At 56.9% G+C, this 21,175-nt stretch carries 17 protein-coding genes; 3 read left to right on the top strand and 14 right to left on the bottom strand.

From position 1 onward, the window contains the following. Window positions 1-96 precede the first annotated feature (96 nt). Window positions 97-1,272, bottom strand: a complete 1,176-nt coding sequence (locus Poly21_RS23465) for a CynX/NimT family MFS transporter (protein WP_146409430.1) — start codon at window positions 1,270-1,272, stop codon at window positions 97-99. After that, on the bottom strand, window positions 1,269-3,716 hold the full coding sequence (locus Poly21_RS23470) for a heavy metal translocating P-type ATPase (protein ID WP_146409431.1): 2,448 nt from the start codon (window positions 3,714-3,716) through the stop codon (window positions 1,269-1,271). The genes Poly21_RS23465 and Poly21_RS23470 overlap by 4 nt, the downstream gene beginning before the upstream one ends. A 273-nt stretch (window positions 3,717-3,989) precedes the next feature. Here Poly21_RS23470 and Poly21_RS23475 point away from each other — a divergent pair, with 273 nt between their 5' ends. Further along, the gene (locus Poly21_RS23475) at window positions 3,990-4,340 is read left to right on the top strand and encodes a hypothetical protein (protein WP_146409432.1); all 351 of its coding nucleotides are present in this window, start codon (window positions 3,990-3,992) and stop codon (window positions 4,338-4,340) included. A 268-nt stretch (window positions 4,341-4,608) separates the two neighbouring features. After that, a complete protein-coding gene (locus tag Poly21_RS23480) occupies window positions 4,609-5,421 on the top strand; it encodes a hypothetical protein (RefSeq protein ID WP_146409433.1) in 813 nt (270 codons plus the stop codon). Window positions 5,422-5,583: 162 nt separating this feature from the next. Here the strand turns inward: Poly21_RS23480 and Poly21_RS23485 are convergent, their stop codons facing one another. The 6 genes from Poly21_RS23485 to Poly21_RS23510 form a co-directional block, all read right to left on the bottom strand. Continuing rightward, window positions 5,584-6,444: a DMT family transporter gene (locus Poly21_RS23485; RefSeq protein ID WP_302120315.1), complete on the bottom strand. Its 861-nt coding sequence runs from the start codon at window positions 6,442-6,444 to the stop codon at window positions 5,584-5,586. 168 nt (window positions 6,445-6,612) lie between these two features. Next, window positions 6,613-7,554 carry a cysteine synthase A gene (cysK, locus tag Poly21_RS23490; RefSeq protein ID WP_146409434.1) on the bottom strand — a complete coding sequence of 314 codons (942 nt, stop codon included), beginning with the start codon at window positions 7,552-7,554 and terminating at the stop codon, window positions 6,613-6,615. An 83-nt stretch (window positions 7,555-7,637) separates the two neighbouring features. After that, window positions 7,638-8,648 (bottom strand): 2-oxoacid:ferredoxin oxidoreductase subunit beta, encoded by a 1,011-nt coding sequence (locus tag Poly21_RS23495; RefSeq protein ID WP_146409435.1) that lies wholly within the window; start codon window positions 8,646-8,648, stop codon window positions 7,638-7,640. 143 nt (window positions 8,649-8,791) lie between these two features. Continuing rightward, complete coding sequence (locus Poly21_RS23500; RefSeq protein WP_146409436.1) at window positions 8,792-10,681, bottom strand: 2-oxoacid:acceptor oxidoreductase subunit alpha; 1,890 nt, start codon at window positions 10,679-10,681, stop codon at window positions 8,792-8,794. A 159-nt stretch (window positions 10,682-10,840) separates the two neighbouring features. Further along, entirely contained in the window at window positions 10,841-12,343 is a 1,503-nt protein-coding gene (locus Poly21_RS23505) for a hypothetical protein (RefSeq protein ID WP_146409437.1), read from the bottom strand. 12 nt (window positions 12,344-12,355) lie between these two features. Further along, complete coding sequence (locus Poly21_RS23510) at window positions 12,356-13,018, bottom strand: gluconolactonase (RefSeq protein ID WP_302120318.1); 663 nt, start codon at window positions 13,016-13,018, stop codon at window positions 12,356-12,358. A 360-nt stretch (window positions 13,019-13,378) separates the two neighbouring features. Here Poly21_RS23510 and Poly21_RS23515 point away from each other — a divergent pair, with 360 nt between their 5' ends. Continuing rightward, entirely contained in the window at window positions 13,379-14,392 is a 1,014-nt protein-coding gene (locus tag Poly21_RS23515) for a site-2 protease family protein (protein WP_302120319.1), read from the top strand. 568 nt (window positions 14,393-14,960) lie between these two features. Here the strand turns inward: Poly21_RS23515 and Poly21_RS23520 are convergent. From Poly21_RS23520 to Poly21_RS23540, 6 genes are all read right to left on the bottom strand, one after another. Then, window positions 14,961-15,557, bottom strand: coding sequence for a hypothetical protein (locus Poly21_RS23520; protein ID WP_146409438.1), 597 nt, complete (start codon window positions 15,555-15,557; stop codon window positions 14,961-14,963). 286 nt (window positions 15,558-15,843) lie between these two features. Next, window positions 15,844-16,527, bottom strand: coding sequence for an iron-containing redox enzyme family protein (locus Poly21_RS23525; protein ID WP_302120322.1), 684 nt, complete (start codon window positions 16,525-16,527; stop codon window positions 15,844-15,846). A gap of 2 nt (window positions 16,528-16,529) precedes the next feature. After that, complete coding sequence (locus tag Poly21_RS27875; RefSeq protein ID WP_302120324.1) at window positions 16,530-17,480, bottom strand: hypothetical protein; 951 nt, start codon at window positions 17,478-17,480, stop codon at window positions 16,530-16,532. Beyond that, a complete protein-coding gene (locus Poly21_RS23530) occupies window positions 17,477-18,583 on the bottom strand; it encodes a DUF3419 family protein (RefSeq protein WP_146409440.1) in 1,107 nt (368 codons plus the stop codon). Before Poly21_RS23530 ends, Poly21_RS27875 begins: the two co-directional genes overlap by 4 nt. Next, window positions 18,564-19,421: a phosphatase PAP2 family protein gene (locus Poly21_RS23535; protein WP_302120325.1), complete on the bottom strand. Its 858-nt coding sequence runs from the start codon at window positions 19,419-19,421 to the stop codon at window positions 18,564-18,566. Before Poly21_RS23535 ends, Poly21_RS23530 begins: the two co-directional genes overlap by 20 nt. Next, entirely contained in the window at window positions 19,414-20,403 is a 990-nt protein-coding gene (locus Poly21_RS23540; RefSeq protein WP_146409442.1) for a fatty acid desaturase family protein, read from the bottom strand. The genes Poly21_RS23535 and Poly21_RS23540 overlap by 8 nt, the downstream gene beginning before the upstream one ends. Between the last annotated feature and the right edge of the window lie 772 nt (window positions 20,404-21,175).

Consider the following 21,175-nt stretch of genomic DNA (forward strand, 5'->3'; position numbering starts at 1 on the left):
GGAGAGGAGCGTTCGCTGCCTGCCTACGCACTTCCTGCATGCAGGAAGTCTGCGAATCGCAATCCCATTGGACAGCAAATCGCATTCCCATTGGTCTCAGTCGACGGTTGCGGGTGATCCAGCTCCGATACCCACGTACAGCTTGACGAACGTGGTCATGAATAAACAGAGTAATGGGATCGTCCAAGAACCGGTGAAATCAAAGAGGCTGCCAAACAGAGTGGGGCCCGTCGCCGCAACCAGATAACCAATGGACTGGGCCATCCCCGAGAGCTCCGCAGCGGTCTCGGCGTCTTTGGAACGAACGACCAGAAACAATAACGCCAGTCCGAACGAGCCACCCAACACGAATCCGATGATCGATACCCACAGAATGATCGAGGTGCCCGGGGCGACGAGAAGTCCGCCGAGTCCTGTGAGCTCAAGGACCGCCAAGGCCACGACGATGCCGCGTTGATCCGTGGCTCGCCCAGCGAGGATCGGGATGGTCAGCGACCCGAGAACCCCGGTGGCTTGCGATAATGACAACATCCAGCCAGAAAATGTCGCGTCAAATCCACGATCCATGACAATGGCAGGCAACCAAGCCAGGACGATATAAAACGTGAGTGACTGCAATCCCATGAAAAGCGCGACCTTCCACGCCAGCGTGGAGGTTCCCAAGTCTCGTATGGCCTGTAGAAAGCTGCGTTTCGGTTCCGATCTTCGCAGTCTGCTGAGCTGGGGAAGCCACACCACAAACGCGATCAGCGCGGGAATTGCCCAAAACCCAAGTGCTCCCCGCCATCCCAGTTCGAGGTGAGTCGCCAGTGGCACGCTTAGGCCTGCTGCGAGTGACGCGCCGAGTCCCATCGCACTCGAATAAAGACTGGTGATCAATCCGGAATGAGCTGCAAAGTTGCGTTTGGCGAGACTGGGCAGCAGTACATTGCCAAACGCGATTGCGATGCCCGCTAAGATCGTCCCTAAATACAACGCGGGTACTGAAGCAATCGCACGCAAGGCCGTGCCGAGGGCTAGCAAGCCCATCGCGCCAAGTAACGTGCCGCCCATGCCGAACCGACGTGTGAACAGTGGCGTCACCGGTGAGATCACCCCGAAGGCAATCAGCGGCAGCGTTGTCAGCAGCCCGACCATCGAATTGGTCAGACCGGTCGCCAGGCGGATATCATCAACAAGCGGCCCCACGCTGGCGAGGGCCGGTCGAAGATTGACGCCGATGAGCAGAATGCCTGCGAGCAACAAAAATTTTTCGAGTCGCGTGGAGGTCATTCGCGATAGGCCAGTAGTCGTAATGCATTGAGAACGACTACCAAGGTGCTGCCTTCATGAAGTATTACGGCAGGCCCGATGTCGAGACCAAGAATGGTTGCGGGAACGAGGAAGACGACCATGCCGAGGCTCATCCAAAGGTTTTGCCGGATAATGCGGCGGGTCGCCCGGCTGAGGCCGATGGCCAGTGGCAGGTGCGCGAGGTTGTCTGCCATCAAAGCTACATCTGCGGTTTCCAAGGCGACGTCGCTGCCTGCCGCACCCATGGCGATCCCGACCGCTGCGGCAGCCATCGCGGGCGCGTCGTTCACGCCGTCACCCACCATGGCTACGCCGCCAGCGCTCTGTAGCTTCAGGATTTCACTGACCTTGTCCCCAGGCATTAGGTCGCCGCGGGCCTCGTCGAGTCCCACCTGACCGGCGATCGCATCGGCAACGCGTTGGTTGTCACCTGAGATCATGATCATGTGCTTGATGCCGAGATCTCTTAGCTTGGATATCGTTTTCGCAGCGACATCGCGAGGCGTATCCATCAGTCCAATCACGCCGAGATATCGCTCACCGGCGCGAATGATCATGGTGGTGCGGCCGTCGCGTTGCAACGACTCGTCAAGTGCGCGGACCGACTCGGGCAATGCCGCTCCCTCGACTTCCGCGAATAGTTTCGCGTTGCCGATATGGATGAGTTCGCCCCGGACGACCGCTCGCAGACCACGGCCGGTGAGACTGGTCAGATCGGTCGCTGGCAAATGCTCCCGTTCGGTCCCGTTTGAGATCGACGCCAGTCGCTCCGTCGCACCCCGCACGACGGCTTTGGCGAGTGGATGTTTACTCAAACTCTCGACGGCGACAGCGATTTGCAGGAGCTCGGATTCGTCGACGCCTGGGGCGACTCGAACGTCTGTGACCTTCGGCTTGCCTGTGGTCAAGGTTCCTGTTTTATCAAAGGCGATCGAGTCCAGGCCGCCGAGACTCTCCAACGGCCCACCGCCCTTGATGAGGATACCGCCTCGAGCCGCCCTGCCGATCCCGCTCAGGACGGCGCTCGGAGTCGAGATTGCCAGTGCACACGGACTCGCCGCTACTAACACTGCCATGGCTCGGTAAAACGAATCGTGGAACGGTTCCTCGATCACCAGCGGGGCGAACAGCAGCAGGATCACAACCGTGATCACCGTCGGGACGAAGTAGAGTTCAAACTTTTTAGTGAACTTCTGCGTTGGCGAAACCCGCGTTTCCGCTTCACGGACCATCGTAACGACACGCGCCAACGCGTTGTCGGCGGCGAGCTTGGTGACTTCGATCTCGATCGCACCGGCTTGGTTGATCGTGCCCGCGAACACGCGATGTTCCGCAGCGAGCGATTCCGGATCAGCCGCCGCCGCAACGGTGTCGCCGACAGGATATTTGTCCACCGGCACACTCTCGCCGGTAATCGGTGCCTGATCAATGCTGGTTTCACCCCCAATGACGAAGCCGTCGGCGGCAACTCGCTCATCCGGCTGGACGACGACGATGTCGCCAACGACCAAATCATCCACGCTGATCTCGATGTCAGAGCCATTGCGCCGCACCCGCGCAGTCGAGGGGGCAATCTCTGAGAGCGCCTCAATCGCCCGCTTGGCTCGGCCCATCGCGTAGCCCTCGAGTGAATGACCAATGCTGAATAGAAACAGGAGCAACGATCCCTCCGCCCACGCGCCCAATGACGCCGCCCCCGCTGCGGCCACAATCATTAAGAAATCAATCTCAAACTTGCCCGATCGAATCTTCTCAATCGCTTCGCGTGTCGTGTAGTAACCGCCGCAAAAGTACGCCGCGACGTAACACGCAATCGCAATCCGGTGGTCGGCCGATGCGAATGTAGCCAACAGCCAGCCCACCAGTAAAAACACTCCGCAGAGAATCGCGAAGATCAATTCGCTGCGCGGGCCGAAGATGCCACCGTGATGGCCATGACAGTGAGCATGGTCATGTCCGCCACCATGTTGACCAGGCGCGGCGGTTGCCACATGAGACGTCCAGTCATTCAACGCCTCAGCAATTTTCGCTTCATCAGCCCGTTGCCGATCATACTCCACCCGGACCGCTCCGTCAGGCGAAACCACTGCCTCGAGGACCCCCTCAATACGTGATAAACGCGACGTAATCGCGGACGCGCGACTGGCGGCCATGGACTCTATGCGAGTGTTGAAGTGACCATACCTCAGGTCGAGTTGAGCACCTGTCCGCCGGGCCAACTCGCGCACCTCTGACAGAGATATCTGTGACGGGTCGTAGTGAATGCAGAACTGACCTGCCGACCCATCCTCACTGGCGGTGACGTGGACCCTGTCGATCCCGTCGCGTGTATGAACCAGACGCTCAAAGCGGGCGCAGCACGCATCGGTGGGATCGTCGATGCCGGGCACTACCGAGCTGACCGTGATCTGTATTTTTTCCATGCGATTGAAGCCGTTTGTGCTGACGTCGGTTCGAAAAGGCCTGCCGATGGTCGCCAGTTATAGCCTGCGATTCCACTCCCAGCTGCGACGAGCACCTCAGAAAAAGGCAAGTGTTGTCCAAGTGACTGCGCTGGTGTAGTCGATTTGACTTCGCAGTACATCGTTTTCGGCTGGGAATACCAAGGTTTAACGATTGGCACGACGTGTGCTTAACTATTTATTTCGGTGGCGGAATACTTTCGCCAATCGTTTTACCCCCCGCAGGACAATCCGATGAAACGCATGCTCGCAGTCGCCGCCTTGGCGGTATCCTTCAGTTTTCTTGCCCCCGCTTCCAGTGTGTCGGCCGCCGACCGCCATCACGGCGGACACGGCCACCCGAGTAGCCACGGGCACCATGGTAACCACAGCAGTCATTACCGTGGCGGCTATGGGCACGGCAGCGGTTATCGGTACGGCTTCCCATCCTACGCGCCGAGTTACCGATATCGCTCAGGCTATGGGGCCCGACCGTACGGCTACGGTTCGGGGTATCGTTCCGGATACTATCCCGGCTACCGCTCGGGTAGTGGTATCCACTTGGATATCAACGGCGTCCACATCCTCGGTCGGCACCATTTCTAATGGGGCAGCTCGCCGTCCACGAGAACGCTGTCAGGCTAAATCCCTGGCTGTACGAGGCTATACGAGGGCATCGTGCCCTCCGAGGCTGATGGTGGGCGCAACGGTGTAGACAGGTGGGGCGCAGGCTTGGCGGACGCAATCGGAATGGATCGGGAAACAGATGTCACGTTTCCAGGCAATCTGAGTCGCGATTTCTCCGCGTCGGTTCTAAATCCAGCACCGGTGCGGTATAACCAGCGGCGCCTTTTAGAACCCCGCACGCACCATCATGAACGACGTCATGGCCTCCGATTTTACTGCCGCTGACTTGCCTACGCTCGATCCGCCGGGCACGATCGTTGTGATCGGGACGACGCCTGTCGGGATTGAAGCTGCGTTGTATGGTCGATACCTCGGCTACAACGTCACGTTGGTCGCCGGTGTAGATGCTTGGGCCTTTACGGCTGACATCAAGCACCCTCGCATCGGTCCGACATTCGACCGCGATTGGTTTGCGCGTCACTGGCTCGGCGATCAATCGATTGCCTCTCGCTGGGACGACGCGATGCCGATGCTGCCCGACCAAAGTCTTTCACCGCTGGCCATCGAAGCGATCATGGCGCAGCGGGAGGATGCCGCATTGGTTTTGCCCATCACGATGCGGCAGTGGATCGAAGACGGTTTGCAATCGGTGCTGGAGACCGATCTGTTACGCGGCCGATGCTTCGCCAACACCTTCGTGGATTCAATCGAACTGGTCGGCGTGACTGACGAGGATGACGACGAAATTGGCGATGCGCCTCAGGCGGAGGAAGACGATAGCGACATCCCACCGGATTTCTTGCTGACCCTGAGTGGTGAAGCCATTGGCGAGAATACCTCTCGTCAGCTTCAGTGCGAATGCGTTATCGTTGCCGATCTTCCTCTCGAGTCCCTGCGGCTCGATTTTGAATTGCCAGCCGACTACTTTTATCGCATTGAATCCACCGGCCAGACAGAAGCGGCTGACGAGCTGCGGGCCGGTTGGCGAAAGATCGCTGAGATCTACTCGCAACTAGCCGGACGGGCTGAGTTAGACCTCTATCGACCACGCAGGCTGTAGGGATTTCCTAGCATTGAAAACGCATGCGGGTAACCATCTTCTGATCATGGTCCGACCCTCCCGAAATTGCGTATGAGGAGAAGGAGGTGATTCTATCAATACGACGTGCAGAGGCATTCTGCAAACGGCGCTATCGCTGTCGTCAGTTGCTGGGAGGAGTCATCAACCGATCGTCAATCGCTTGCGGCGTGACATCCGCGTGTGGGCCAACACCAGCACAGCAATCAGCGCCGCGCCGAGATAGAAACCAGCACCGAGATGGTGATAGTCTCCGAGTATCAGTCCGCCTAGGATGATTCCATAAACGGGTTCCAAGTTATTGGCAAAGTTGGTTGTGAACACCGATAAACGCTTTAGCAACGACACGTATTCGCTGTAGGCGTAGACCGTGCATACTTCCGCTAGCACCACCAGCCAGACCCAATCCATGGGCCCCGGCACAAGGTCCAGCCCGCGTCCTTCACTCAGCCAACGTGCTGAAATCGGCAGGCAAAGTGCGCAGAATACACACGCGCCCGTCAACTCGTACCAAGCGATCACGCGGTGCGGTGTATGTTTGGCGAATGCACCGTTGATGATCGAGAACACCGCCGCAGCGATAGCCGCCGCAATCGCCACGAGGAATCCCACGGCGTACTGCATTTCACTTTGAAAGATAATCGCGACTGCAGCGATGACGAGTGCCCCGAAGGCGAGGTCCATGCGTTTGAGCACCCGCCCCGGGACCATCACCGGTTCGAGCAGCGCCGTCCACAACGAAATCGTTGCGGCACCCACCATGCACACCGAGACATTGGCGATCTTGACCGCTAAAAAGAACAGCACCCAGTGCAGCCCTATAATGCCGCCGGTGGCGAACATGGCGACGGCCCGGCCGATCGGCACACGAAGTTTGTGGCGGAGGATGACGCTAAGGGTGACCGATGCCAGGAGGCAGCGATAGAACACGAGTTCGACCGATGGTAGATCGATCAACTCGCCCAGCACCCCGGTAAAGCCCCACAGGAAGACCAGAAAGTGCAACTTCAGATAGTCGCGTGGTTCACCGTGGTCTTCCAAGTAAGCACGCGCGCGTAAGTTGTTTTATGAAAATGCGTGGTCATCGCCCCGCGTGAGACAGCGAAACGCGGCACAATAGGCACGCGGTTCAACGAGGTTGCAATGGTGTTCTCGACGCGGTTGCTGATCCGCTTACAGTCCGAGATCGCCAAACAGAGGCGTGCTGAGGTAGCGTTCGCCCAGGCTGCACATGACCGTGACGATCCGTTTGCCTTTCATCTCGGGACGTGCCGCCACTTGGGCCGCGGCGTACATATTAGCCCCGCTGCTGATCCCCGCAACGATGCCCTCTTCCTTTGCCAACCTTCTACCCCAGGCAAAGGCGTCTTCGTCATCGATCAAGACAACATCATCGATGAGCGACGTGTCCAAATTCTTGGGGATGAAGCCGGCACCGAGACCTTGGATTCGATGCTTGCCAGGGGATCCGCCACTGATTACGGCCGAGTGGGTCGGTTCGACAGCGATCGCCTTGAAGTCCGGATTCATTTTTTTGAGGTAGCGAGCCACCCCGGTGATCGTGCCCCCGGTACCCACGCCCGCCACAATGGCATCGATTTGATGGCCGCTATCTTCCCAAATTTCTGGGCCCGTGGTGGCTTCGTGAATCGCTGGGTTGGCTGGGTTTTCAAACTGCTGAGGCATGAACGAATTGTCGGTCTTGTCGACGAGACTTTGCGCTGTCGCGATCGCTCCGTTCATGCCGTCGCCAGCAGGCGTGAGCACCAAATTGGCGCCCATCGCACGCAGTAGTGCCCGCCGTTCGACGGACATGGACTCGGGCATCGTCAGGGTGAGCTTGTAGCCCTTCGCTGCACACACGAAGGCCAACGCGATGCCGGTATTGCCGCTGGTCGCTTCAACAATGTGGGTTTCCGAATTGATCTTGCCGTCGCGCTCGCCCGCTTCAATCATCGAAACACCGATGCGGTCCTTGACGCTATTGAGCGGTTGAAAAAACTCACACTTCGCAAACACGGTCGCACCACCGTTGGGAACCAAACGATTGATTTGCACCATCGGGGTATCACCGATGCTACGGGCGATACTGTTATAAGATTTTCCACGAGCCATGATCTAATCCTTTAAGTCAAATTTTCAGTCTGGAAACCCATCCCTCGCCGAACGGGCCGGGCTACTCGGTCAACAGCAAACCGCTAGGCGACTTGCCAGGTATCGCCCGAGTGGAACAGATCGTTCAGGTCACCTTCACCCTTCTTGGCTTTTGCAGCGGTAACCTGTTCGTTGATTTGGTCATTGTAAGTCGCGATACCCTCAACGCAGCGCAGCACACCGATCGGTTCAGGCATTTCCGGATATCGCATTCGAGCGAGCATCATCTGGATAGCCGGATTGGGTTCGTGTGCGTCATGAATCAAAAGATCGTCGGTGGGCACATCGGCGGTATCGACAACTTCCAAGCGGCTGCCCGTCATGCGGACGCCTTTCTCCCCGTTGGCACCAAAAATCAACGGCTTGCCGTGTTCGAGTTCGACGACGTTCTCCACTCGCTGTTTCTTTTCCTGTGCATAAGCCATCGCACCATCGTTGAATACGTTGCAGTTCTGATAAACCTCAACGAGGGAGGTGCCCTTGTGAGCCGCGGCGGCCTTCAGCGTCTCACCGAGATGCTTGACGTGAGCATCGATACTGCGCGCTACGAACGTCGCTTCGGCGGCGAGGGCTACCGAGAGTGGGCTGAGCGGATGATCGATCGCGCCCATGGGTGTGCTCTTAGTAACCTGACCCTCGACACTCGTGGGGCTGTACTGCCCCTTGGTCAAGCCATAGATGCGGTTGTTAAACAGCACGATGTTGATGTCGAGGTTGCGACGCAAGCAGTGAATGAAGTGGTTACCGCCGATCGACAAAGCGTCGCCGTCGCCGGTAATGACCCACACCATCAGCTCGGGGCGAGTCGATTTCAGGCCCGTGGCGAACGTCGGTGCGCGACCGTGAATGCTGTGCATCCCATAGGTGTTCATGTAGTACGGGAATCGGCTGCTGCAGCCGATCCCGCTGATGAAGACTGTCTTCTCGCGTGGATACCCAAGTTCCGGCAGGATTTTCTTCATCTGCGCGAGGATCGAGTAGTCGCCACACCCCGGGCACCAACGGACGTCTTGGTCGGAGGCGAAATCGGCAGCTTTGAGAACGGGTAGATTCATGGGGAAAGCCAGAGGGATATGGGCTTTGAAGTGAGTTGGGTGAGGGTGGGCTGCGAGTCGAGTGAAACCCGGCTCAAGAGGTATCCGATTGCGGACCACGACTCGGTGTCATGGACATCGGTGTCGCCGTTCGAATCGAATGGCTATCCGGCTTTGACCTGACGACGCGTCGCAGCGTGGTGGGTGATTTCGTCGACCAGTTCAGAAACCGAGAACGGTTTGCCTTGGACCTTGTTGATGCCGATGCAATCGACCAGGTATTCCGCACGCAATAGCATGCGGAGTTGCCCTGTGTTGAGTTCGGGCACGAGCACGGTGCGGAATGAACTGAGCAACTTGCCAATGTTTGCTGGCATTGGATTCATGTACTGAATGTGTGCGTGGCTGACGTCGTGCCCCGCATCGCGGCAGCGAGCCACGGCGGTCAAGCAAGCACCGTAAGTACCACCCCAGGAAACGACGAGGACGTCGCCGGAGGTTTCGCCAAAGACTTCCTGTTGAGGGATTCGCTCAGCGATCTTAGCGACCTTAGCCGCACGGGTATTGGTCATGTGCTGGTGGTTGTCAGGATCGTACGACACGTTACCGGTGCCGTCTTCCTTCTCCAGCCCACCGACGCGGTGCATCAACTCAGGTGTGCCCGGAATGGCCCACGGACGCGCTAGATGCTCGTTGCGAGCGTAGGGCAGGAAGGTTTCCCCGGACTCGCTCGCGGTGGGATGGGAACACTGGATCTCCGGCAGCTCGCTGATTTCGGGGATCTTCCACGGTTCGCTGCCGTTGGCAATATAACCGTCCGAGAGCACCATCACCGGGACCATGCACTCCACGGCAATCCGCCATGCCTCGACGGCCATCGCAAAGCAATCGCCAGGCGAGCGGGGAGCGAGAATGGGCATCGGTGCTTCACCGTTGCGACCGTACATGGCCTGCAACAGGTCACTCTGCTCGGTCTTGGTCGGCAAACCGGTGCTGGGGCCACCACGCTGCACGTTGATAATAATCATGGGCAATTCGAGCATGATGCCCAACCCCATCGCTTCTCCCTTGAGCGCGATCCCGGGGCCGCTGCTCGCCGTCACCGCCATCGAACCACCAAAGGCAGCGCCAATCGTGGCACCGATCGCTGCGATTTCGTCCTCGGCTTGGAACGTTCGCACCCCAAAGTTCTTGTAGCGAGTCAGTTCGTGCAAAATGTCCGAAGCGGGCGTGATCGGGTAGGTTCCATAGAACAATTCCTTCTTGCTGATGGATGAGGCGGCAATTAAACCCCACGCCAGGGCTTGGTTGCCCATGATGTTGCGGTACGTGCCAGGTGTGAGCTTCGCCGCTTCGACTTGATAGCTTTCCCCGAAGACCTCTGTTGTTTCGCCATAGGCCCAACCAGCCCGCAGGGCCGCAATGTTGGCGTTCATGATGTCGGGCTTCTTCGAAAACTTCTCTTCGATGAAACGCAGCGTGGGGTCGAGTGAACGACCGAATAGCCAGTACACAAGTCCCATGGCGAAGAAGTTCTTGCAGCGATCGGCAAACTTCGTGCTCAACCCAAACTCACTGACGGCGTCCCGGGTCAGCTTGGTCATCGCGACGCGAACGACGCGGTAGGACTGCTCGATCACATCGGCTTCGAGCGGATTGCTCTCGACTTTGGCGAGTTTGTATTCCTTGTCGTTGAATCCGTCTTCGTTGGCAATCAGGATTCCGCCTTTGCGCAGATCACCAATATTGGTGACCATAGCGGCAGGGTTCATCACGACGAGCGCGTCGAGAGTATCACCAGGGGTGAAGATTTCGCGGCTGGCGAACTGTACCTGGAAACCCGACACACCTGCGCGAGTTCCGCGCGGGGCGCGGATTTCGGCAGGGAAGTCGGGGAAAGTCGCCACGTCATTGCCCGCCAACGCCGAAGTGTTGGTTAACTGGGTGCCGAGCAACTGCATCCCGTCACCCGAGTCGCCGCACAAGCGAACGGTAATGCCCGCAACGGTTTCGATCGTCTTGGTGGTGGCCGGGGGAGTGCTGGAGTCGATCATGGGAGGGCGGGGTAAAGGAAGCTGATTGGAGAAACGACGGTGCCGCAATCCGCTGAGAAGGCATCATGGCATCGACTTTAGCGATTCTATCGATCGATAGGGCGCGTCAAAATCACCCTAATCGTATCTTTTCTACCGATTTCTGGGAATGGTCAACGTTCATTCACGCGTCATTTCTCGCGTGTAAACCGCTAACACCGTCTCGAAGGTGGATTTTTCAATCTTGAATTGCGGTTCCGAATCGGTGAATCGATTGCAGTGCTCGGACACCACCCGGTAGAGAAAACGGAACAGATGCCGTGGCACACGAAGCGATTCAAACGCCACCAGCATCTTCTCGTATGAAAGCGAATCTTCAAATAGATCACGCGGCTCGGGCGTTTCGCCCTCAGCGGCACAGGCGCTCATCCGTGCACGAGTCAGATCGTAAAGCGATTCACCAGTCCACTGAAACGCGGGGATCACATTCTGTTTGTCCAGTCGTGCCCGCTCGTGGAATTCGCGAGTTTCACGCTCGGTATCGCGATACAGCTCCTCGGGCAACATCATTTTGAAGCCCAGCCCAGGGTGCTTGAGCAATTTATTGTCGAGCAGCGGCCACACGAAACGTCGCATCAATTCAGGCTTGCCACCCGTCATGTGCGGTTCGTCCACGCGGTCCATCAGCACGATCATGCCGTCAAAGCCCAGTCGGGAGAGCACGCCCTGGAATTTCCGCAGTAACTCGTAGCGATCGTCGGTGCGATCGTAACGAGGCATCGGCTGACTCTCGAGTTCCCGGCCAGGGAACTGCATCAAGACCTTCCGAACGGCGGCAGTCTCCCGCTTGCCCACCCGCATGTGCCGATGAATCCCGGCGGCGGCCAAATGGTTCTTCACCAGGCGGATGACGTACGGCAATTTGCCGAAAAAGATCAAAATGGGGATCAACCACAGCAGATTCCAAGTCCGGATACCCTCCTCATCGGCCGAGTTCCAGAACAACGTGCCAATCACAATCGTGACCAGGATGGACCATGCCACCGCAAAGTAAAAATCAATCGATGCGGTCCAATTACTGAATCCCAGACGTTGACGAAGTTGCGCGAACCGACCGGTGAACGTGGACGTTGTCGACTGATCGTAGCATGCTGCCAACAACAGCAAATCGCGAGCATCGTTGCGGTCGAGCTGCTTGACCCGTTCGGGATCAATCCGGTTGCCATCGTCTTTCCGTGAGCGATCCGCGTCGGACAGCACCTGGTCAATCAATTCGGTCACGCCGAGACACATGATCGCATCCATGTGATCCCACAGCCGCCACGCATCGAGCGCTTTTTCCGGCTTGCGCGCAGCCCGTTTGCCCAGTCGCTCGCAGAAATGATCCAGGAATGGATTGAAGTCGTCGTAGCGAATGATGTAGTCGCGGTCGCCGGGGTGCTCCGCGTTGAACTGAACCAAATGTTGATCGATCTGCAGCCGCATCGCGGTTTTTCCAGACCCTTTGGGGCCGAAAATAATTGCGGTCGCCGGTTCCGTCGGGTCACCGTAGACCTTGTCCCACGCGGGGTGGTAGGCGTTGCGGATGCAGTGCTGCTTGAACACCGGGTCGGTTTGCGCATCCTCCTCAGCAAAAGGGTTGCGGACGATACCGTGGTGATCGAGAAAGGATTGAGTATTCACACGCGTAGTTGATTATTGACCGACGGAATTGACCATTTTCTTAAACGCCTTGCCATGGGCGTCGATTACCGACTCGGGGCCGATCATCTTGACGAAGTACTCGCGGCGGTGGGCGAATTCGGGCTGCTCAGGGGAATCCTGGTCCGGCTCGATGAGGATCGCTCCCATCATGGCGTAATCGGACCGTTTGACAAATCGCCCACCTGCGAACGGGCCGCCTCCCATCCGCTCGGAATAATCACCGGAGATTTTCACTACATAAACGTCCCACTTCCCACTGACCGTTTCCTCGGTGGGGACAACCTTCTTTGCCGTACCGCTGAATTGGCCGATCCAGCGCTCGATATTCGCCTTCACGCCGCCGCTGGCCGGCATCATCGTCACGCGTGCCGTTTGCACGTCAGCCCCCTCCCCCACGCTGACGGCGAATTCGTGGTCAATGATATTGTTGGCCTTTTTCGCCGGTTTGAACTCGGCCGGTACGACCAGCGTGCCAGCACCAAAAATTTCGATTTTTGTCGTCGGCGCGGCAGACGGCTGGGTGTCGACCTCGTCGGCGGTAGCGGCCGGTGGGGCCGCGCACACTGATTGAAATGACAGCAGCACACCAGCGGTGATGCCACAGCAACAGGCGGCCGACAACAGCGATGTGCGGCGAGACAACGTCAAACTCATTTTTTAACCTCGGTCGTGGGGCTGGTTGCGGAAAACATACGTCCGCAGTCGTCAATAATAGTATCACATCATTGCCGACAGTATCACATCGTTGTCTGCGGAGGTCGAGCAGCGCCGCAGTGCGGGTGGTGTAACAGGTTTTTCACCCGTCTGGCAAACGGGCAGCGTCCGACATCGAGTTTCCAGCTAGCTTTCCAGCGGGGACCAAATCACTCTGGCAAGAGCGCGACCTCACCGGAACATAACGAGCGTGGCCACAGGCTTCGGGATCAATTTTGAAATGACCGCTCATTTCGCAGACGTCCATCTACTGCGGCGGGTTTAGTGGCGGGAGACGCAGTCGGTTGGTAGCTTGGAGGGATGAACTCTTCCGACGACATCCTCCCGATCTTGCGGCCGTCGACTGCCTTGCCAATCGTCAATCATGACGAGAGCGTGGTCGGCGGTGCCACCGAGGTGTCAGGTGACCGGAAACTGATCGCGGCGGTGCGGGCGATCGAAAACAAATCGACCGCAGGCGTTGCCAAACTTCTCACACTGATCGTTTCCCTGGCCGTATTCATCGCCGTGGGGGTGGCGTGGTGGGATGCGTGGATGGTGACCATGATCGTGATCGTGCTGCTGTTCCACGAAGCCGGGCACTACATTGCGATGCGGTCGTTTGGTTACCGCAACGTGAAGATGTTCTTTGTGCCCTTTCTCGGCGCTGCGGTCAGCGGTCGGCATTTCAACATTTCGCCGTGGAAGAAGGCCCTCGTCTATTTAGCGGGCCCAGTCCCAGGGATTGTGCTCGCATTGCCCCTGCTCGCCGCCGGGTTGATAACCGAGCAGAACTGGATGTTTGAGCTGGCCGCGATGGGTCTGCTATTGAACGTACTCAACCTGTTGCCAATCATGCCGCTCGATGGTGGTTGGATCGTACATCTGACGCTATTGAGCCGTTCACCAGTCTTGGAACTGGTCGCGAGACTCGCAGGCATCGGCCTGATGTTCGCGTTTGCAATCTTCACAGGCAGCCCGGTGGTCTTGATCATTGCAATCCCGTTGATGATTTCCCTGCCAACAACGTTTCGAGTTTCCTCGCTCATCCAGCGACTACGCGATCGACCACTACCGCAGCCCGAACGTCACGAGATCCCCGACGAGGCGATCGGACTGCTCGACGACGCCATGCAGACCACTGCTCTCCACACGATGCCTTTGACCAATCGAGCGGGACTGATTGTGCAGATCTATGAGTCCCTGATCGTCCGTCCGCCAGGATTGGCGGCGACACTGGCAATCTGGTTCGTCTACGTCGGCGCGATCGTCCTGGGAGTGCTCGGTGGCTACTCGATCCTCCTGAGTCGCGATTTGTCGGACGGCGTTGGTTAAGCGAATGAGTAGCCGAGTCTCTCCGAGACTCGGAGGCAACCGTTTGACCCTGACACCCGATCGAGCATTCCATCAACCGCGGCATCAGATTCGATATCAAGAAATCCTGTTAAGGATTCCTCAAGCAGTTTACTTTCAACTCTTTCGCACACCAGGCCTCATCGGTTGACATCAGTGTGACAAATATTCGGACGCCATCGCGACCTTCCAAAATCCCACAAACTTGGCTCATCGCTGCGAAACCCGCACTCAATCCGGATGGACCTATTAATCTCTCACAGGGTCTGAGATTGGATTGCGTTCGTCAGAATACTTTTGAAGATCGGCTCCGTACTCTTGCTCTTACGTCAGTTGAAGACCCGCAAATGGGAGTTGTGTAGCCTCGCCATTCCAAGCTAGGTGGAATAGCGACCCGTTGCTCAATTGGTAGCCTGTTTCGTTGCCCTTGATCATTGTCGCGTCGGACGACGCCACATGCCACGATATCGGGTGAACCATCCCAGCCGTTGAAAAAACATGGCTTCACAAATCACGCCATCGGGGGCGCCGGTTCAGCATAGGTTTGTTTCTATTCGTTTTTACTGTCCAGCGTGACGCTCGCGCGAGGTGGCGGCCCAATCAGGATGGCCACATAAGCCAGCGGCTTTTGACCTGGAATCGCCTTGCTTTTTCCGTGGGCGGAATAAGGCAGCACCGGCTCCACGGCTCGAGTGCCAGGTTCGTCCACCAGTGTGACCTTTGTCTCATGTCCTCCGCCTGGATCCCAGCCACCGACGAGAATCATCACGCGGCCATCTTTGCGTTCGGGAAGGTCGCCGCCGACCGGGCAAAAGGCGCTGGCGTTCTTGCCGACAAGGCTACCACTCCAGACGTGGTTGTCGACGTCATCGTCGGCCAACAGCCCGTCACATACAGGGACCCAGTCCGTGACAGCGAAATACTCCGATTCGCCCAACTCACTGAGTCGCTCTGCAACCCAGGACTCGACGGCGGGGCCATCCTGCTTCGGAGTACGAAGGGTGACCGGCATGATCACTTTGACGAACACCTGATTGAATCGCTGCCGGGCGATCGACGCTGGCGTCGGATTCTGGGCGGGTAGCTCAGAAGCAAAGCTCGTGAGCGTGGAGAAAATCAGCAGTAGTGTGAATTTAAGACGTGTCATTCTGGACCTCATCACCTGTCAGTGTAACAAAACCTTGGCTGAGCAGTTGGCGTCACCGGGGCGTGTCAAAAAAGTTGGCCATTACCAAGACAATCGAGACGCGTCTCCGGTCTACGGTATCGCCATCTACTGCTGTTGGTTGCTCGCGACGACGACGCAATAGTAATCATAAACGCGATGGTTGTCGTGACTTCGAAATCGCACTGTCGAAGCAACCTCGCGAAGTTACTCCGATTCACCGTTTGATTATTTGCTTCAGTGGCGTTCGAGGTTCGAATCAAACCCATCAATTCGTCAGGTCTCGGTACAGACGATCGAACAGATAGACGCCGAGTTGAAGTCCTTGCTCGATACTTCTTCGCGTCTTCGCGTCGGCCCACTCGGTGACGAGCAACTCAAAAAATTCCGCAGCGTGTTTTTTGTCTAACTCAGCATGCACGCTGTAGTGAACTAGTTTGCCTTCGGGTACCCAGCCTCGATCAATCACCGCTTGCCCGATTGCCGACGAGATCTCGGCAAAGGCATATTCGATTACTCCCAGGCACGCGATTCCAACGGCCAGTTCTCCCTGACTGCACGCACTCATGATCGCAGTGTTGAATGCATGCACAGGCGGTCTCATTTCGATGTCGCGAGAACCTGCCGATGGGCTGAGTTGTTCTAAGAAGGCGCGAAAGGTAGTCTCGTGAAAGCGATTCGGTTCAAAGCCACCATGCTCCTCGACAATGTTTTCCAGGATACTCAACCGACGACGTGGACAGTCCATTCGCATGACTAGCGCCGACATCGGTCGTGAGAAGTAGTCGACGGCAAAATAGAACTGTTGTTGACTCTTCAAGAAAACAGGCAACGTCATTTCGCCCGATCGTAGGGCACGAAAGTAGGGGTTCTCCAAGATGCCCGATGCGGTAACGATCGCCGACGCTCGCTCGACCAAGGCTACAGGTGACTCGTTCGTCGTATCATTCATGTTTAGATTTCTGCTGTGTTGACGTACCAATCCAGTGAATCGGGCAGACCGGTCCCGAAGATGGTTGCCGGGGCGGTAACGATATCGTTTGCACTCCCTAGTCTGCGGACGATCGAATCGCTGTCGGCGCGTGGGACCGCAACGAACATCGCTGGCAATCCTCGCAAGTGGCATTGGTTAGTCGCAAACTTTAACAGGCTTACCGCGTCCTCGGTGGATTGGTAGCCGAACAAAGAGAGGTGAGCCGAAAGCATTTCGTTTCCATCCTGGTCAAACAGCCGCTTGCAGCGAAAGGTATCTTCCAGGACTCCGCATGCGCGACCGTTGGATAGTAAGAGCCCGCGAGGTTGCCATGCGCTGCGCAGAAAAGGATCACCACCAAGAATCGCAATTCCGCGATCTGTCAACTCTTCAAAACACCGCTGAACTTCGTCCAGTGGTGAGTCTCTCACGCCAGACTCGGGAGCGGTGCTGAGAGCAGGAATCCGCAATATCGTCAGTCTTGCTAATTCACCATACGTGGGAATACCTAAGCGTCCGGTATAGGAAGTCGGCCGTCGATTGGTGCCGTCCATCACGATCGAGAATCCGGCCTTGCTCGCGCCCCCGCGACCCCACTGCACCGCTTCTCGCAACAGGCCCAGCAAAGTGCGACCGACCGGTGGTTGGCGTAATTTTAGGTCCGCGATGTAGGCGGCTTCGATTCGATCGCCACCTTGGATTCGCAACCCGCATCGGGCGATGCTGATCACTCCACCCACGGCTCCGTCCCGGACCGCAACGAAGCAGCGAGTATCACCGATGGCACGAAAGAATTGCGTGTAGTCATCTCCATGCGAGATCCGGAACCATTCGCTCTCGCCAAGCGGGTATCGAAACTCGGATTCAAACGTACGCAGCGCCGACGCGAGTTCGGCTGATGGCGCTTCCTTCAAGGCATGCACGACATTCATGTTTTTTGACCTACATGGAGATGTCGGTAAAAGAAACTGCGATCGAGTTGATGCAACCGATCAGAATCATGACCCAGCCACTTGAATCCGCTTGGCATCTTGCGGATATCCAGCCGTGAATTTAATTGCCGAATCACAACCAATCCATTGATCGCAAGACAGCGCCGTGCATCAACAAGCATCTTGTTGGCGTCAGCTGGATCGCACCAGTCAAGAATGTTTGAGAGATGAACGAAGTCGTAGGATCGATCGGGAAGTTCTGCCAGCACCCGATCCATCGCAGCGTGAGTGAAGCAAATTTTTGAAGTTTCCGTGTTTGGCGACTCGGGATGCCACTCCCACAGCGAGTTGAGGAACGATCCAAGGAATATCTGGTGCAAAAATGGGTTCTTACTCGCCGCCTGACGGCGCAGCACATCACGCGTCTGCCGAAAGAAGTGTCCGGCAAACGACTGGGCTCGATTCGCGGTGGCTCCTTCTCCAAATATCTGAATCAATCGCTGCAAATCCATGACTTGCACGAACGCGTCCTGAATTGCGGAGGCAAGTTCGGTGCCATCTTCGATCAAGCGTGATTGCTCGATCGGATCGTCCAAATGCATCAGACGCTCGATCTGTGGCTGCTGCTTCCGGAGCAAGTCTCGCATTCTCGCGAACAACCACTCGTACCGGCCGCAATGATCGGCGCCGTAACGGGCTAGCAACTCAATCGGCCCCAATGAGTCAGTGGGAAATTCCAATTCAGCAAAATGCAGCTGCATCGCTTGCAATCGTTGATTCGCCGCCAGCGGACGATGCCCCAGTAGCTCTAGCCGCCGTTGGGTTGTTTCTGTACGCATCAGGTGAAGCTTGAAGCGTGCCAAATTCAGCTGCGACAAATTGACGTCAACCAAGTGCAATTCACCCAGGGGCATGGTTGCGAGATGACATGCTGTATCGCCACCCGATGCCACCATCAGAATGCGTGCTGGTTGCCGCAGACGACGGACCAATTCCAAGTCAATCGCTGGGTCTTCGCGGACCTGCGCGAACGCAATCGGCAACTGGGCGGTTGCGGCGACCCAGTCGTCGGATTCGCGACACTCATCCTCGGGGTACCACATCCGGCTGCTCCTGGTGACGAAAAACTGGCAGACAAAACGATAGCACAACGACGCTGGCCAGGAGATCGACCATGTAGTGATAACGTAGATAAACGGTGGAAACGACGATGCCCAACGACGGGACAACCATCCACACGAAACGCCGCCGGCACCCACGAAAATCGAAGACCAACAGAGCCCAGGATATCAACGCGTGAAGGCTCGGAAATGCGTCGTAGACCGTGGACCCTCGTTGGACCACCCAGCGGTTGAGCGCCGTGACTGGGCCACCCACAAGCGGCGTCTCAAACAATTCGGGAAACGCGAGCTGAGGCCCTTGAGCGGGGACCAACAAGTAGCCAGCCAAGCCGATCGCAAACACGCTAAAAATCCAGTTGGCAAATCGCTGAGCTTGGCCCACCGACTGAAAAACAACACACAGCAATGCCGCATGCAGATAGACCAAGTAGGAGAAGTAGAAACCGCTCATCAGCTCGGTTAGATAAAATGACTGGAGCAATTGCATGCGGACTGCCGGTGTCACTCCAAACATCGCCTCGTCGATCGCCAACAACTCCGCGTCACGCGTCGGCAATCGCATCGCGACCACGAACGATCCGACCGACAGATAGAACCACAGCACAAAGACATAACCGATCAAGTATCGCAGTTTCTGAATGCGGTCACTTTCCCGCTCTCGCAACGCCCAGCAGGTAAGGAAGAAAACGAGCGTCACGACGAATGCATGGAGCGTCGCCGGGTGAAACCAACCCAGACGCAGCGCTAAGGCGAGTGCGGTACCGAAACCAAGCGTAACCAGCAGCAACTCGTATCGTTCCAAGAGACGGCAATCACGCACGTTTTCCTCGCCGTCCCCAAGGGCTGCGAGCCCAACTCTTGCCAATGAACTCGCGGACAAAGGCGAAGTAGGAATCGATAAAAGGTGCTTGGCGAGCAACCAACTGGTCGCGGACCTCGACATGCAGACCTTTCAAATGGTACCAAGGCACACGTGGAAACAAATGATGTTCGAGATGGTGGTTCTCGCTGCACATGAAAAACTCGGTGAGCGGATGTGTGAGAATCGATCGAGTTCCTTGGATCGGGTCGACGGGGTTTTCCAAGAACGTGTGCTGGCTCATGCCGCGGATATTGACCATGGTATTGATCAGCAACATCGGAATCAGCCAAACATGCAATAACAACGACCATGGCAGCGGTGAAGCGCATACGGTCGCAATCAAGATCGCCAACAATCCGACGTCGGCCAAAATCCAAAGTCGATCGCCGAGTTTTCCCTGACGAAAGCCCAGGATTGGGATCATCACAATGTAGACGGGATAGCCGATCAGCAGCCGGACCCAGTGCATCGCGAAAACTAGCCATGACCAACGGCTATAATTGTTGTAATGGTCCGGATCGCCCTCGTGACCAAGGTGCTTGTGGTGCTGCAGATGCAAGACCTTGTAGGCCGAATAGTTCTGCAGGACGGGCCATGCGCAAACGATGCCTAGCAGACGGTTGACGGTGCGGTTGGTCGACAGCACGCCATGCACCGCCTCGTGCGTGAACAAGCTGATCCCGTGAAGTGAAGCCGCACAGACCAGGTAGAGCGGCAAGCTGGCCAGCAATGCCCACCATGAGAACCCCTCCCCAGGCTTCGATCCGAAAGTCAGCTGCAGTTGCCAGATCGTCCATCCTGAGGCGATGTACAAAGCGACAAAGATCGCCGCTCGCGTCGCAGATTCATGCGACCGTCGGTGCAGCCGATGATACGATCCCGCATCCAGCACAACACCGTGTGATGAGAATTCCTCAGGCCGAATTGCGGGGGGGATCATTGTTTTTCGCCGAAAATTGGAACCGTCATGATAGGTGCTTAGAGCCCGCTCATTGCCAATGATTGCAATATTTCGGTGGGAAAAATATTTCGGTCGGACTCATCCGGTGAGCGTGAGTCGTCGGCATTTTCGTCCACCTCGTACAGCCTAAATCATGACGTGTCCTCACGGCAAGATACTATTCCGCTGGCTGAGCCACTTTTCATAGGCGTCGACCGTTCGTACTACACTCAATTTGTATTCGCGTTCCCAATCGGAACGAGATTGTAGTAGTTCCGTTCACGAAAGAACGAATCGCCGATGAATGCACACGCTGCTGTTGCAGCAAATTTATCGGAAGTCTGAAGCGACCTGGGCGGGATTCCCGTCTCGCGAGTGTTAGCGGAGGCGAAACCGGCACAGGCGACCGTTGAGGATTTGGTTTGTCTGAACGGTCAAGGTGGAATGTTTAAATTGGTCGATGCGTCATCGGTGGAGAAAGCGATTGGCTGGCGTGAATCTCGACAATGGATCCCTCCGAAACGCGGACGGGCTGGAGTACATAGGCTTGGAGTTTGACGGCTACAGCGGCCAAACTCGTGTCAGTAAGAAGAGTCTTGCTAAATTCCACGAGACAGAATCGGTGGTTTTTAGCCGCAACCGGGGCCCTAGTATGTCTCATGTTGGCAGTTTCAACCATCTTGAATCAGGATGTTGACTGTTGATGCCCCGCAGCAGCCTGCAGCCGTTGCGAGGCACTGCCGCGTAGATCGTATTTGCCCCTAGGTCGCTT

Source organism: Allorhodopirellula heiligendammensis (assembly GCF_007860105.1).
In the GTDB taxonomy this organism is placed as follows: Bacteria; Planctomycetota; Planctomycetia; order Pirellulales; family Pirellulaceae; genus Rhodopirellula; species Rhodopirellula heiligendammensis.